The 12,533-nt window shown below is 65.3% G+C and carries 13 protein-coding genes; 11 read left to right on the forward strand and 2 right to left on the reverse strand.

What is annotated here, in order from left to right:
• The first annotated feature begins 15 nt into the window (after positions 1 to 15).
• From GWK50_RS11630 to GWK50_RS11645, 4 genes are all read left to right on the forward strand, one after another.
• Positions 16 to 312, forward strand: coding sequence for a 2TM domain-containing protein (locus GWK50_RS11630; RefSeq protein ID WP_162016658.1), 297 nt, complete (start codon positions 16 to 18; stop codon positions 310 to 312).
• Between the two features lie 48 nt (positions 313 to 360).
• Positions 361 to 1,413 carry a histidine kinase gene (locus GWK50_RS11635; RefSeq protein ID WP_162016659.1) on the forward strand — a complete coding sequence of 351 codons (1,053 nt, stop codon included), beginning with the start codon at positions 361 to 363 and terminating at the stop codon, positions 1,411 to 1,413.
• Entirely contained in the window at positions 1,410 to 2,216 is an 807-nt protein-coding gene (locus tag GWK50_RS11640) for a LytTR family DNA-binding domain-containing protein (protein WP_162016660.1), read from the forward strand. Before GWK50_RS11635 ends, GWK50_RS11640 begins: the two co-directional genes overlap by 4 nt.
• A gap of 139 nt (positions 2,217 to 2,355) precedes the next feature.
• Positions 2,356 to 3,618 (forward strand): putative Na+/H+ antiporter, encoded by a 1,263-nt coding sequence (locus GWK50_RS11645; RefSeq protein WP_162016661.1) that lies wholly within the window; start codon positions 2,356 to 2,358, stop codon positions 3,616 to 3,618.
• A gap of 64 nt (positions 3,619 to 3,682) precedes the next feature.
• Here the strand turns inward: GWK50_RS11645 and GWK50_RS11650 are convergent, their stop codons facing one another.
• Together GWK50_RS11650 and GWK50_RS11655 are read right to left on the reverse strand one after the other, a co-directional pair.
• On the reverse strand, positions 3,683 to 4,594 hold the full coding sequence (locus GWK50_RS11650; protein WP_162016662.1) for a GNAT family N-acetyltransferase: 912 nt from the start codon (positions 4,592 to 4,594) through the stop codon (positions 3,683 to 3,685).
• A gap of 113 nt (positions 4,595 to 4,707) precedes the next feature.
• On the reverse strand, positions 4,708 to 5,343 hold the full coding sequence (locus GWK50_RS11655; RefSeq protein WP_242455362.1) for an ATP-binding cassette domain-containing protein: 636 nt from the start codon (positions 5,341 to 5,343) through the stop codon (positions 4,708 to 4,710).
• 47 nt (positions 5,344 to 5,390) lie between these two features.
• Here GWK50_RS11655 and GWK50_RS11660 point away from each other — a divergent pair, with 47 nt between their 5' ends.
• The 7 genes from GWK50_RS11660 (at position 5,391) to GWK50_RS11690 (ending at position 12,513) form a co-directional block, all read left to right on the forward strand.
• On the forward strand, positions 5,391 to 5,759 hold the full coding sequence (locus GWK50_RS11660; RefSeq protein WP_162016664.1) for a hypothetical protein: 369 nt from the start codon (positions 5,391 to 5,393) through the stop codon (positions 5,757 to 5,759).
• Between the two features lie 127 nt (positions 5,760 to 5,886).
• On the forward strand, positions 5,887 to 6,762 hold the full coding sequence (locus tag GWK50_RS11665; protein WP_162016665.1) for a branched-chain amino acid ABC transporter permease: 876 nt from the start codon (positions 5,887 to 5,889) through the stop codon (positions 6,760 to 6,762).
• A gap of 12 nt (positions 6,763 to 6,774) precedes the next feature.
• The gene (locus GWK50_RS11670; RefSeq protein ID WP_162016666.1) at positions 6,775 to 7,851 is read left to right on the forward strand and encodes a branched-chain amino acid ABC transporter permease; all 1,077 of its coding nucleotides are present in this window, start codon (positions 6,775 to 6,777) and stop codon (positions 7,849 to 7,851) included.
• Entirely contained in the window at positions 7,848 to 8,645 is a 798-nt protein-coding gene (locus GWK50_RS11675; protein WP_162016667.1) for an ABC transporter ATP-binding protein, read from the forward strand. Before GWK50_RS11670 ends, GWK50_RS11675 begins: the two co-directional genes overlap by 4 nt.
• Positions 8,642 to 9,445, forward strand: coding sequence for an ABC transporter ATP-binding protein (locus GWK50_RS11680; RefSeq protein WP_162016668.1), 804 nt, complete (start codon positions 8,642 to 8,644; stop codon positions 9,443 to 9,445). Before GWK50_RS11675 ends, GWK50_RS11680 begins: the two co-directional genes overlap by 4 nt.
• A 4-nt stretch (positions 9,446 to 9,449) precedes the next feature.
• The gene (locus tag GWK50_RS11685) at positions 9,450 to 11,303 is read left to right on the forward strand and encodes a long-chain fatty acid--CoA ligase (protein ID WP_162016669.1); all 1,854 of its coding nucleotides are present in this window, start codon (positions 9,450 to 9,452) and stop codon (positions 11,301 to 11,303) included.
• A 31-nt stretch (positions 11,304 to 11,334) separates the two neighbouring features.
• Positions 11,335 to 12,513 (forward strand): ABC transporter substrate-binding protein, encoded by a 1,179-nt coding sequence (locus tag GWK50_RS11690; protein ID WP_162016670.1) that lies wholly within the window; start codon positions 11,335 to 11,337, stop codon positions 12,511 to 12,513.
• Positions 12,514 to 12,533 lie beyond the last annotated feature (20 nt).

A 12,533-nucleotide genomic window follows, 5' to 3' on the forward strand; every position in this document is an offset into this window, starting at 1 on the left:
TGTAGGAGAAACACCATGTCCCACCACCCCCTCCCCTCCGCCCAGGACGCCACCGAACGCCTGGCCCACAAGCGCGCCAAGGCCAAGCTGGGCTGGTACATCCATGCCACGGTGTACCTGCTGGTCAACCTGTTCCTGGCCTTGGTGGCTGCGCGCCACGCCCAGGGCTGGGCCGCCTTTCCGGCGCTGGGCTGGGGGCTGGGGCTGCTGATCCATGGCGCAGCCGTTTGGCTGGCGCTGCCCGGTGGCTCGCTCTACGGCCAATTGCTGGAGCGCGAGCGCACCGCGCTGCAACGCCAACAAAGCCACTGACACCCACCACGCTGGCGCACAATCGCGCCAGCCCGCCCCTTGCCCGAGATGACATCCATCGAACTCCGCCCCCTGCTGCGCCACGGCCTGCTGTCCGCGCTGTTCTGCTGCGCCATCGCGTTGGCCCTGACCCTGGCGGGCCATGGCCCGTGGGATGTGCAACTGGTGTACTCGCTGGCCATCGGGCTGGTGTCCTGGCTGGTCATCGACCTGGGCCGCATGCTGCTGACCGGGGCGGACTGCACCGGCTGGCCCCACGGCTGGCGGGGCCTGGCGTTGATTGCCGTGGGCACCCTGGCGGGCTTTGGTGTCGGCGGGCTGGTCGGCGACGCCTACAGCGGCGCGAGCCAAGCCCTGTGGCACCACCGGGCCGGGCCTGCGACCCTGGTCATCACCGTGGTCGCGGGCATCGCCATCTCGTTCTTCTTCTACAGCCGGGCCAAGGCTGAGCACCTGCAACGGCACATGGCCCAAGCCCAGCACGAGGCCACGCAAGCGCGCCTCAAGCTGCTGGAGGCGCAGCTGGAGCCGCACATGCTGTTCAACACCCTGGCCAACCTGCGCGTGCTGGTAGCCAGCGACCCCGCGCGCGCCCAGGCCATGCTGGACCACCTGATTGCCTACCTGCGCGCCACACTCAGCGCATCGCGTGCCACGCTGCACCCATTGGCCGACGAGATGGACCGCCTGCGCGACTACCTGGAGCTGATGGCCGTGCGCATGGGGCCGCGCCTGGCCTATGCACTGGAAGTGCCCGAGGCCCTGCACGCCATTCCCGTGCCCCCGCTGCTGCTGCAACCGCTGGTGGAAAACGCCATCCGCCACGGGCTGGAGCCCCAGGTGGAAGGTGGCCGCATCACCGTGCGTGCATGCACCGACGCCAACCAGCGGCTGGTACTGGAGGTGTGCGACACCGGCGCGGGCCTGGCGGCGGGCGCACCCGCCACCTCCAGTGCACCGGGCCGCAGTTTTGGCCTGGCCCAGGTGCGTGAACGCCTGAGCACCTTGTACGGGGACCAGGGAACTATTGAATTGATAGCGCAACCCGCAGGCGGGACGTGCGCCAGAGTCCAATTTCCTTACAAATCCACAAACCCATGACCGCCCCCCGCGCCCTGATTGCCGAAGACGAGCCCCTGCTCGCCGCCGCCCTGCAGCAGGCCCTGGCCCAGGCTTGGCCCGAACTGCAGGTGCAGGCCACCGTGGGCGATGGGCTGTCTGCCGTGCGCCAGGCGCTTGCGCTGCGGCCCGAGGTGCTGTTCTTCGACATCCGCATGCCTGGCCAGAGCGGGCTGGACGCCGCCGCCGAACTGGCCGACGCCTGGCCCGCCGATCAGCCTTTTCCGGCCCTGGTGTTCGTCACCGCCTACGACCAGTACGCCGTGCAGGCCTTTGAGGCCCAGGCGATGGACTACCTGCTCAAGCCCGTGCAACCCGCGCGCCTGAAAAAAACAGTGCAAAAACTGCAGCTATCGCTTACCCCACAAGCGCCAGCAGCTATCAATTTAGAAGCAACCCTGGTCCAACTGCGCAACCTGATGGCCGCGCCCGGTTTGGCCGCACCTGCACCGCCATCCGCGCCGCTCACCGTCATCCAGGCCAGCAGCGGCAACCAAATCCACCTGGTGCCCGTGGCCGAGGTGCTCTACTTCGAGGCCGCCGACAAGTACGTGCGCGTGCTCACCGCCGGGCGCGAGTACCTGATCCGCACCCCGCTGAAAGAGCTCGCCGCCCAGCTGGACGCGTCCGAGTTCTGGCAGGTGCACCGCGGCACGCTGGTGCGCGCCAGTGCCATTGCCAGCGTCACGCGCGACGAGGCCGGGCGCCTGCATCTGGCCTTGCGCCAGCGGCCCGAAACACTGGCCGTGAGCCGCCTCTACGCCCACCTGTTCAAGGCCATGTAAGGCCACGCTGAACAAAGCCCCCGCACGCACCCGCCAAACACCTGGCGGGTAAAATTCAGGCTGGGTGTACGCGCCGCAAGGGCGCGACAGGTTCATGCGCTGGTCGGGCCGCCGCGCGGCTTGCCCGCGACTGGACCCCATGGAACCCACCCCCCTGCACTGGATTGCCGCTGCCCTGTTCGGCATCGCCCTGCTCCACACCTTCTCCACCAAGCAGTTCGAGCGGCTCTCGCACCGCTTTCCGCGCCATGCGGGCCTGTTCCACCTGCTGGGCGAGGTGGAGGTGGTGTTCGGCTTCTGGGCCATGGTGCTCATCGTTGCCATGGCCCTGGTGGGCGGCGGCGCGCAGGCGCTGCAGTACGCCGAATCGCGCAACTACACCGAGCCGCTGTTCGTCTTCGTGGTGATGGTCATCGCCGCCTCGCGGCCCGTGCTGCGCACCGTGGTGGCCCTGGTGGACACCGCGGCGCGCTGGCTGCCCCTGCCCACCCCCATGGCCAACGCTTGGCTGGGGCTGGCTGCCGTGCCGCTGCTGGGCTCGCTCATCACCGAGCCCGCGGCCATGACCATCGCCGCACTCATGCTGGCGCCGCAGATCTTCCGCACCGGGGTGCCCGAGCGGCTCAAGTACCTGGCGCTGGGCGTGCTGTTCGTCAACGTGTCCATCGGCGGCACGCTCACCTCGTATGCCGCGCCGCCCGTGCTCATGGTGGCAAGCACCTGGCAGTGGGACAGCGCCTTCATGCTCGCCACCTTCGGCTGGAAGGCCGCCGTGGCCGTGCTGATCAATGCCACCGCCTGCACGTTTGTGCTGCGCAGGCACTTGCCGCACGCCAGCGCACTGGAGGCGGGCCGTCAGGCCCAGCCCCCGGTGCCCGCCGCCGTGGCGTGCGTGCACATCCTGCTGCTGGCCGGGGTGGTGCTGTTTGCGCACCATCCGGTGGTGTTCCTCGGCCTGTTTCTGATGTTTTTGGGTTTTGCCCAGGCCTACGAGCGCCACCAGAGCCCGCTGATCCTGAAGGAGGCGCTGCTCGTGGGCTTCTTCCTGGCCGGTCTGGTGGTGCTGGGCGGCATGCAGCAATGGTGGCTGCAGCCCATCGTCTCGGGCCTGGAGCCGCTGGCCCTGTTCGCGGGCGCGCTGGGCCTCACGGCCATCACCGACAACGCGGCGCTGACCTACCTGGGCTCGCTGATCGAAGGCATCTCCGACCCCGCCAAATACATGCTGGTGGCCGGGGCCGTGGCTGGCGGCGGCCTCACAGTGATTGCCAACGCACCCAACCCGGCTGGCGTGGCGCTGCTCAAGCGCGGCTTTGCAGACGAAACCATTGGCGCGGGCGGCCTGCTGCTGGGCGCGCTGGGCCCCACGGCGGTGGCGGCCACCGCCTTTCTGCTGCTCTGAAAGTGCTTGCGCTGGGCCCCAGCCTATGGCCTGTTCACACTATTTTTGCCAGTGCGAACAGGCCCTAAAGATGGAAATCGCCCGCAGCTTCCGGCTGGTACAGCACTTTTTCGATTCGGATGTGGCAGGTTCGGTTCGGAATCCGCCAGTCAAAGGCATCGCCCTCTCGGTAGCCCAGGATCGCCGTGCCGATGCCAGAGCACACCGATAGCTTTCCGGCGCGGTCGTCCGCATCCTCGGGGTACACCAGCGCGACTTCAAGCTCCTCGTCGTCCACCTGCAGCAAGGCCTTGGAGTTCATGGTGACGACGTCCTCCGCCACATTCCATGGATCGACGACGATGGCACGCTCGATCTCGTGTTCCAGCTCAAAGATGTCCGAGCCCCGTTCGAATTCGACCAGGCTTCTGAGCCTGGCCTTGTCGAACTCGGTGATGTAGATGTCAGAGGTGTGCACCGCAGGGCTTTCGCGCAGGAGCCGGAGATAGCGCTCCGAGCTCATGGCGAGCGACTTCATGGTGGGCGTTTCGCTGTCCGGCAAGAAGCCGCTGTGCAGGAAGGCCTTGAGCGACCGCGCGTTGTCCGGGTGGATTTTGGCGATCAGTCTCTCGGCCCGCATGTCGAAGAAGGCAAGCTTCATGCCTTCGCGGATGGCGCTGGCCCCGAGCTTGCGGCCCCAGTTGTCACGATTGCCGATGACCAGGACCATTTCGCAGTCCGTGCCCGCCTTGACGAGGCGCACAAAGCCGACGGGCACGTCATGCCGGTCGTAGGCCATGAAGAACCGGCCGCCCTGGTTGAACAGATGGGTCAGGATGGGCAACTGGACGCGCCCGATGACCTGCTCGATGAAGCGGGAGACATGGCGCGAGTCGCTCAGATAGCGGGTGACGTCTTCGTCCTCCAGCCAGTCCATCAGAGTCAACGCGTTTGCCCGGGAGATCTCTGGACACAGAGAAATGAAAGGCTTGTTCATCTTCACCACCTTTGGTTTCAAGAATGAAAGCCTTTCATGGCTGCGGCCATGACGGTTCTTTCGAGTGACTTTGCATTTTAAAGCCACAAGCAGGGATGGCCAAAGGGAGGCCATCAGTCCAGCTCGGGCAATTCGATCACCGCACGCCAGGGCACGCCGTCCAGCGCCTCGTAGTGCGCCACCACCAGGGCGCGGTCGGGCGCCTGCGCCGTGTCGGCCAGCGCCTGGCACAGGTAGCGTATCGAGGCGCGGTCCAGTCCGGCCACAGGTTCGTCGATGAGTGTGAGCGGCGCCCCCGAGGCCAGGGCGGCGGCCATCAGCACCTTGCGGCGGGTGCCGGTGGAGAGCATGTAAAAGCCCTTGTCCAGGTGCGGGTGCAGATCAAAGCCGTCCAGGTGCGTGGCCAGCGCCGGTGCGTTCCAGTCGGGGTACTGCGCGGGCAGGCCTTGCAGCCAGGCCCGCACGATCAATGCGTCCATGGCGGGCGAGCGCGGGTCGGCCCAGAACACCTGGCGGCGGTAGGCCTGCGGCGCATCGGCCAGGGCCACCAGCCCCAAGCGCAGGCTGCCCGCGCTGGGCGGCAGCTCTGCGGCCAGCAGGCGCAACAGCGTGGTCTTGCCACTGCTTTCGCCACCACACACCAGCGTGGCGCCCGCACCCACGCAGGCGCTCCAGTCCAAAAACACCGGCCTGCCCGGATGGCTGAAGGTCAGGCCCTGCACCTGCAGCAGGGCGCTTGCGTTGTTCATGCTCATGTTTCCTGTTCTGTGTGTGGGCCGGGCGCACAATGCCGCGCATGGCCCTGCACTACCTCGATTTTGACTACAGCGAAGACGACGATGGCAATGGCACCTGGGACGCCATGGCGTCGGTCACGCCCACCCACCTGAGCGCTCTGCTGGCCGAGGTGGCCGAGGTGCTGCGCTGGGCGCACCGCGATTTTGGCGGCAGGCCCGCGCCGCTGGACGAAGGCGGCGACTGGGACTGGGCGCTGCACAGCCTGCACGAAGAAGGCGCTGCTCCGTGCGCACTGCACTACGACGCGGCCAGCGCCAGCGTGGTGCTGACCCCCGCCAGCCCCCTGCCCGCACGGCTGACGCTGACGCTCACACTGTGCGGCACGGCAGCCTTTGGCCAGGCGCTGCGGGCGCGCTTCGCGGTCTGACGCTGTTTGCCGCGCTGTCTCGTGCGAGACAGCACACCAGAAGTTCCAACGGAAAACCCTTAGCGACAAGCCGGGAGGCCGCCGCTATAAACCATGCACCAACCGCATCACACAAGGAGACGGTAGCGTGCAGATTCTGCAGTTGATGATCAGCGGCGTGGCGCAGGGGTGCATCTATGGCCTCATCGCGCTGGGCTTTGTGCTGATCTACAAGGGCACCGAAACGGTGAGCTTTGCCCAGGGTGAATTGATGATGCTGGGCGCCTTTCTGGGCCTGGCCTGCATGACGCTGATGGGCTTTCCGTTCTGGCTGGCCGTGCCCAGTGCCATTGCGGCCATGGCCGTCGTGGGCATGGGGCTGGAGCGGGTGGTGATCCGCCCCATCCTGGGCCAACCGGCGTTCTCCATCGTGATGCTGACCATTGGCGTGGGCTACACGGCGCGCGGGCTCATCACCATGATCCCCGGCATTGGCACCGAGACCTATGTGCTGCCCGTGCCCTACAAGGACGAGATCTGGGCGGTGGGCAGCCTGGTGGTGAACGTGGAGCAGTTCGTCATCATTGCCGCCACGGCCGTGCTGTGCGTGCTGCTGTATGCGCTGTTCCGTTTCACCAAGCTGGGCATTGCGATGCAGGCCTCGTCGCAAAACCAGTTGGCGGCCTATTACATGGGCATTCCGGTGCAAAGGCTCAATGGCCTGGTGTGGGCACTGGCGGCTGCGGTCGCCGCCATCGCGGGCCTGCTGCTGGCACCCATTACCTTTGTGCACGCCAACATGGGGTTCATCGGGCTCAAGGCCTTTCCGGCCGCCGTGGTAGGGGGCTTTGGCAGCCTGCCGGGCGCCATCGTGGGCGGGCTGGTGATCGGGCTGGTGGAGTCCTTTGCGGGCTTTTACCTGCCCGACGGCATCAAGGACGTGGCCGCCTATGTGGTGGTGCTCATCATGCTGATGGTCAGGCCCAACGGGCTGTTTGGCGAGAAGCTGCGCAAGAAAGTCTGACCCCCACACACCATGCGTTTCATTTTCAAAACCGACTACCGCCAGGACATCCGCCTGGCCAAGCACCCCGGCCATGTGTTCTGGTACGGCCTGCTGTCGCTGCTGCTGCTGGCAGCGCCCTGGCTGCTGGCCGAATACTGGCTGGCACAACTGACCTTTGTGCTCATCTATGCCATCGCCGGGTTGGGGCTGATGCTGCTGGCGGGCTTTACCGGCCAGTTCTCGCTGGGCCATGCGGCCTTTCTGGGCGTGGGGGCCTACACGCAGGCCGTGCTGCTGGCGGCGGGCTGGCCGTTCTTGCTGGCGCTGGCCTGTGCAGCGGGGCTGTCTGCCGCCGTGGGCGTGGTGGTGGGTTTGCCCGCGCTACGCGTCAAGGGCATCTACCTGGGCATGGCCACGCTGGCGTTTGGTTTCATCGTCGAGGAGGTGCTGGCACGCTGGGAGTCGGTGACCGGGGGCAACGCGGGCCTGCACGTCAAGGCACCGCAGATCATGGGCTGGTCGCTCTCGGGTGGGGAGACGTTCTACTTCCTTTGCCTGTGCATCACCGTGCTGGCCACGCTGGGCCTGCTGAACCTGCTGCGTTCGCCCACGGGGCGGGCCTTTGTGGCCATCCGCGATTCAGAGATCTCGGCGCAGAGCATGGGCATCCACCTGGCGCACTACAAGACGCTGTCGTTTGCGCTGTCTGCCGCGCTGGCGGGCGTGGCGGGGGCGCTGTATGCGCACAAGCTGCAGTTCATCTCGCCCGATCAGTTCAACATCCTGCAGTCCATCGACCTGCTGCTGATGATCGTGATCGGCGGCCTGGGCTCGGTGCATGGCGTGTTCCTGGGGGCACTGTTCCTGATCTCCATGCCGCAGGCAATTGCCATGGTCAAGGACTACCTGCCTGCCGCCATCGGCCAGGCGCCGGGCCTGCAGGCGGCCGTGTACGGCCTGGTGCTGATTGCCTTTGTGCTGTTCGAGCCCATGGGCCTGTACGGCCGCTGGCTCAAGGTGCGCACCTGGTTGCAGTTGTTCCCGTTCTACCGCAAGGGCATGTTCAAGCGGCAGAAGTCTTTCCAAAAATCGGATCGCCTCAAATGACGGATGTTCTTCTCAAAGCCAACGATCTGAGCGTGCGCTTTGGCGGCGTGCTGGCCGTCAACCAGGTGAGCTTCGAGGTGCGCAAGGGCGAGGTGTTCACGCTCATCGGTCCCAATGGCGCGGGCAAGACCACGGTGTTCAACCTCATCAGCCGCATCTACCAGCCCACGACGGGCGAGATCTGGTTCGAGGACCGCAAGCTCACCGCCGAGCCTGCGCACGCGATTGCGGCTCTGGGCATTGCGCGCACCTTCCAGAACATCGAACTGTTCGAGCACGCGACTGTGCTGCACAACCTGTTGATCGGGCGCCACACGCACCGACGCACAGGCTTTGTGCACGACCTGTTCTTCACCCGCACCGCCCGCGAGGCAGAACTGCACTCGCGCCTGAAGGCCGAGGAGGTCATCGACCTGCTCAACCTGCAGCACTACCGCGACACCATGGTGGCCGGCCTGCCCTACGGCGTGCGCAAGGTGGTGGAACTGGCACGTGCGCTGTGCACTGAACCCAAGCTGCTGCTGCTGGACGAGCCGTCCAGCGGCCTGAACGTGGAGGAAACCGACGACATGGCGTTCTGGATCCAGGACATCCAGCAGGAGCTGGGCATCACGGTGCTGATGGTGGAGCACGACATGTCGCTGGTGTCCAAGGTATCGGATCGCGTTCTGGCCATGAACCAAGGCGAGGTGCTGGCCATGGGCACACCGCGCGAGGTGCAAACCAACCCCGCGGTGGTGGAGGCCTACCTGGGCACGGTGGACGATGTGTCTTCGCTGCGGAGGGCCGCATGAGCACGCTGACCGAACGCGACGACAGCGCCCAGCCCCCCATGCTGCAGCTGCTGAACGTGGAGAGCGCCTATGGCCCGATCAAGGCCATCCGTGGCGTGAGCCTGAAGGTGCGGCGCGGCGAGATTGCCACCGTGCTGGGCTCGAACGGGGCGGGCAAGACCACCATCCTCAAGACCATCTCGGGCATTCTGGACCCGCGCAAGGGCTCGGTGGAGTTCCAGGGCAAGGACATCACCGCCCTGGACCCGGCGCTCATCGTGCAGCAGGGCCTGTCGCATGTGCCCGAGGGGCGTGAGGTGTTTCCCCTGCTGTCGGTGCACGACAACCTGCTGATGGGCGCCTACACCCGCAAGGACCGGGACGGCGTGGCGCGCGACATGGAGATGGTCTATGGCTACTTCCCCATCCTGCGCGAGCGCGCGCAGCAGGACGCAGGGCTGCTGTCCGGCGGGCAGCAACAGATGCTGGCCATCAGCCGCGCGCTCATGGCCAACCCCGACCTGATCCTGCTGGACGAACCCAGCCTGGGCCTGAGTCCGAAGTTGACCAAGGAGATCTTCGAGATCGTGGTGCGCATCAACCGCGAGCGCGGCACCACCATCCTGCTGGTGGAGCAGAACGCCAACATGGCGCTCAATGCCTCGGACTACGGCTATGTGCTGGAGAACGGGCGCATCGTGATGGAAGACACCTGTGCCCGCCTGCGCGAGAAGGAGGACATCAAGGAGTTCTACCTCGGCATGAAGGAAACCGGCGTGCGCGGCGAGCGACGCTGGAAGAAGAAGAAAACCTGGCGGTAAAGCTATGAGCAATCTGTGGGACTTGAGCCAAATCCAGCCCGGCCGCGCCGACGTGGTGCCCGGTGACACCATCCCCGCCCTGTTCTGGAACGCGGTGCGCCAGCGCGGCGACCGGGTATGGCTGCGGCAAAAGGAGCTGGGCATCTGGAAGAGCTGGACCTGGATGCAAACCGCCGAGGCCGTGCGCGAGATCGCCGCCGGCCTGCAGGCCCTGGGCCTGCAGCGCGGCCAGACAGCTTCCATATTGGCCAACACAGTGGTCGAATGGGTACTGGCCGACCTGGCCGTATTGAGCTGTGGCGCGGTGTCCAACGGCATCTACCCCACCGACGCAGCCTCCCAGGTGCAGTACCTGTGCGAAGACTCGTCCACCCGCATCTTGTTTGCCGAGGACGACGAGCAGCTCGACAAGGCGCTGGAAGTGCGCGAGCAGCTCCCGCTGCTGCAAAAGATCGTGGTGTTCGACATGAAGGGGCTGCGTGATCTGGACGACCCGGACGTGATGTCGCTCGACGCCCTGCGCGCGCTCGGCAGGCAATGGCTGGCAGAGCACCCCGACTGCGTGGAGCGCAGCAGCGCCGCCTGCCAGCCCGAGGACCTGGCCATCCTGGTCTATACCTCGGGCACCACGGGCAAGCCCAAGGGCGCCATGCACAGCCACCGGGGCCTGGTCTATACGGCGCGCGGGTTCAACACGCTGGTGGCGCAGGACGAGAATGATGAGCGCATGTGCTTTCTGCCGCTGTGCCACATTGCCGAACGCATGGGGGGCGAGTACTTTGCGCTCTACACCGGCTCGCGGCTCAACTTTGTGGAGAACCCCGAGACCATTCCCGAGAACGTGCGCGAGATTGCGCCCACGGTGTTCACTGCCGTGCCGCGTGTGTGGGAAAAGTTCTATTCCGGCGTGATGATTGCGCTCAAGGAATCGAGCGCGCTGCAGCGCGCCGCCTACGCCTGGAGCATTGGCGTGGGCACCACCATTGCCGACAAGGTGCTGGCCGGTCAGCCCGTGGGCCTGGGGCTCAAGCTGCGCTTTGCGCTGGCCCGCTGGCTGGCGCTGAACAACGCGCGCAAGCTCATCGGCATCCACCGTGCGCGCTTTCTGGTAACGGGCGCAGCGCCCATCTCACCCGAGCTGATCAAGTGGTACCTGGCGCTGGGCGTGCCCATGCTGGAGGTCTGGGGCATGACCGAGACCTGCGGCGCCTCTACCGGCGTGCCTGCCACACGCATCAAGCCCGGCAGCATTGGGCCAGCGGCAGCGTTCAACGAGGTGCGGCTGGACCCGGCCACGGGTGAAATCCTGGTGCGCGGCCCCAACGTGTTCATGGGCTACCTGAACCTGCCAGAGAAGACGGCCGAAACCATCGACCAGGAGGGCTGGCTGCACACGGGCGACGTGGGTGTGGTGGACGAGGATGGGTTCTTTCGCATCACCGACCGCATGAAGGACATCATCATCACCGCCGGGGGCAAGAACATCACCCCCAGCGAGCTGGAGAACGAGCTCAAGTTCTCGCCCTACATCACCGATGCAGTGGTGATTGGCGACAAGCGCGCCTACCTCACGGTGATCATCATGATCGACCAGGAAAACGTGGAGAAGTTTGCCCAGGATGCGGACATACCCTTCAGTAATTACGCCAGTTTGACGCGCGCCCCTGAGGTGCAAGAATTGATCCAGAAAGAGATCGACCGGGTGAACCAGAAGTTTGCCCGCGTCGAGCAGATCAAGAAATTCTTCCTGCTCGACACCCAGCTCACGGCGGAGGACGAAGAACTCACCCCGACCATGAAGCTCAAACGCAAGCTGGTTGAAAAGAAATACGCGGCGCAGATCGAGGCCATGTATTGACCCTTATCCATCACAACAAAGGAGACAAGGCATGAAGTTCAAGAACACCCGGCTGCTCTCGGCGCTGGCCTGCGCCATGGCATTGGCAGCCCCCACCGCGCAAGCCCAGGAAAGCCAGGGCGTGAGCAAGACGGAAATCACCCTCGGCTCCATCCAGGACCTGTCCGGTCCTCTGGCGGGCTTTGGCAAGCAGTTGCGCAACGGCATGATGCTGCGCGTGAACGAAGTCAACGAGCAGGGCGGCGTGCATGGCCGCAAGATCAACCTGCTGGTCGAGGACTCCGGCTACGACCCCAAGAAGGCCGTGCTGGCCGCACAAAAGCTAGTCAACCAGAACAAGATTTTCATGATGGTGGGCCACCTGGGCACGGCCCAGAACCTGGCCGCCATGCCGGTGCAGTTCGAGAAGAACGTGATCAACTTCTTCCCCGTGACGGCAGCGCGAGAAATGTACGAGCCTTTCCACAAGCTCAAGTACGCCTTTGCAGCGACCTATTACGACCAGATGAAGGCCGCCGTGCCCAAGCTGGTCAAGGAAAAAGGGGCCAAGAAGGTCTGCTCCATGTACCAGGACGATGAGTTCGGCCTGGAGGTGCAGCGCGGCGCCGAAGACGGCCTCAAGGCCATTGGCGTGACCATGGTGGAGAAGACCACCTTCAAGCGTGGCGCCACCGATTTCTCGTCGCAGATGGCCAAGCTCAAGGCCGCCGAGTGCGACATGGTGGTGCTGGGCACCATCATTCGCGAAACCATCGGCGGTATTGGCACCGCACGCAAACTGGGCTACAACCCGGTGTTCCTGGGCTCCAGCGCTGCGTACACCGACCTGATCCACAAGCTGGGCGGCAAGGCCATGGACGGGCTCTACGCCACCATGACGGTGCAGAACCCCTACCTGGACGACGCATCGCAGCCCATCCGCTTCTGGGCCAACAAATACAAGACGGCCTTCAACGAAGACCCGGCAGTGTTCTCCGTCTATGGCTACCTGGCGATCGACAGCTTCATCCGCGCCGCTCAAAAGGCCGGCCCGAACCTGAGCACCGACAGCTTCATCAAGTCCATGGACACGATGGAGATTCCGCGCGACATCTTCGGCAGCTCGGTACAGAAGTTCGGCCCGCAAAAGCGCCTGGGCAGCAACCTCTCGCGCCTGTCGCAGTTGCATGACGGTCGCTGGACCATCGTGTCGAACTACATCACCGAGTAAACACTCCCAGCCGCCCTATT

This window comes from Acidovorax sp. 210-6, from assembly GCF_010020825.1.
Taxonomy (GTDB): Bacteria; Pseudomonadota; Gammaproteobacteria; order Burkholderiales; family Burkholderiaceae_C; genus Simplicispira; species Simplicispira sedimenti.

Bases quoted from the DNA above. Each gene is read 5' to 3' on its own strand.
- GWK50_RS11630 (WP_162016658.1), top strand. From the start codon at position 16: ATGTCCCACCACCCCCTCCCCTCCGCCCAGGACGCCACCGAACGCCTG.
- GWK50_RS11635 (WP_162016659.1), top strand. From the start codon at position 361: ATGACATCCATCGAACTCCGCCCCCTGCTGCGCCACGGCCTGCTGTCC.
- GWK50_RS11640 (WP_162016660.1), top strand. From the start codon at position 1,410: ATGACCGCCCCCCGCGCCCTGATTGCCGAAGACGAGCCCCTGCTCGCC.
- GWK50_RS11645 (WP_162016661.1), top strand. From the start codon at position 2,356: ATGGAACCCACCCCCCTGCACTGGATTGCCGCTGCCCTGTTCGGCATC.
- GWK50_RS11650 (WP_162016662.1), bottom strand. From the start codon at position 4,594: ATGAACAAGCCTTTCATTTCTCTGTGTCCAGAGATCTCCCGGGCAAAC.
- GWK50_RS11655 (WP_242455362.1), bottom strand. From the start codon at position 5,343: ATGAACAACGCAAGCGCCCTGCTGCAGGTGCAGGGCCTGACCTTCAGC.
- GWK50_RS11660 (WP_162016664.1), top strand. From the start codon at position 5,391: ATGGCCCTGCACTACCTCGATTTTGACTACAGCGAAGACGACGATGGC.
- GWK50_RS11670 (WP_162016666.1), top strand. From the start codon at position 6,775: ATGCGTTTCATTTTCAAAACCGACTACCGCCAGGACATCCGCCTGGCC.
- GWK50_RS11675 (WP_162016667.1), top strand. From the start codon at position 7,848: ATGACGGATGTTCTTCTCAAAGCCAACGATCTGAGCGTGCGCTTTGGC.
- GWK50_RS11680 (WP_162016668.1), top strand. From the start codon at position 8,642: ATGAGCACGCTGACCGAACGCGACGACAGCGCCCAGCCCCCCATGCTG.
- GWK50_RS11685 (WP_162016669.1), top strand. From the start codon at position 9,450: ATGAGCAATCTGTGGGACTTGAGCCAAATCCAGCCCGGCCGCGCCGAC.
- GWK50_RS11690 (WP_162016670.1), top strand. From the start codon at position 11,335: ATGAAGTTCAAGAACACCCGGCTGCTCTCGGCGCTGGCCTGCGCCATG.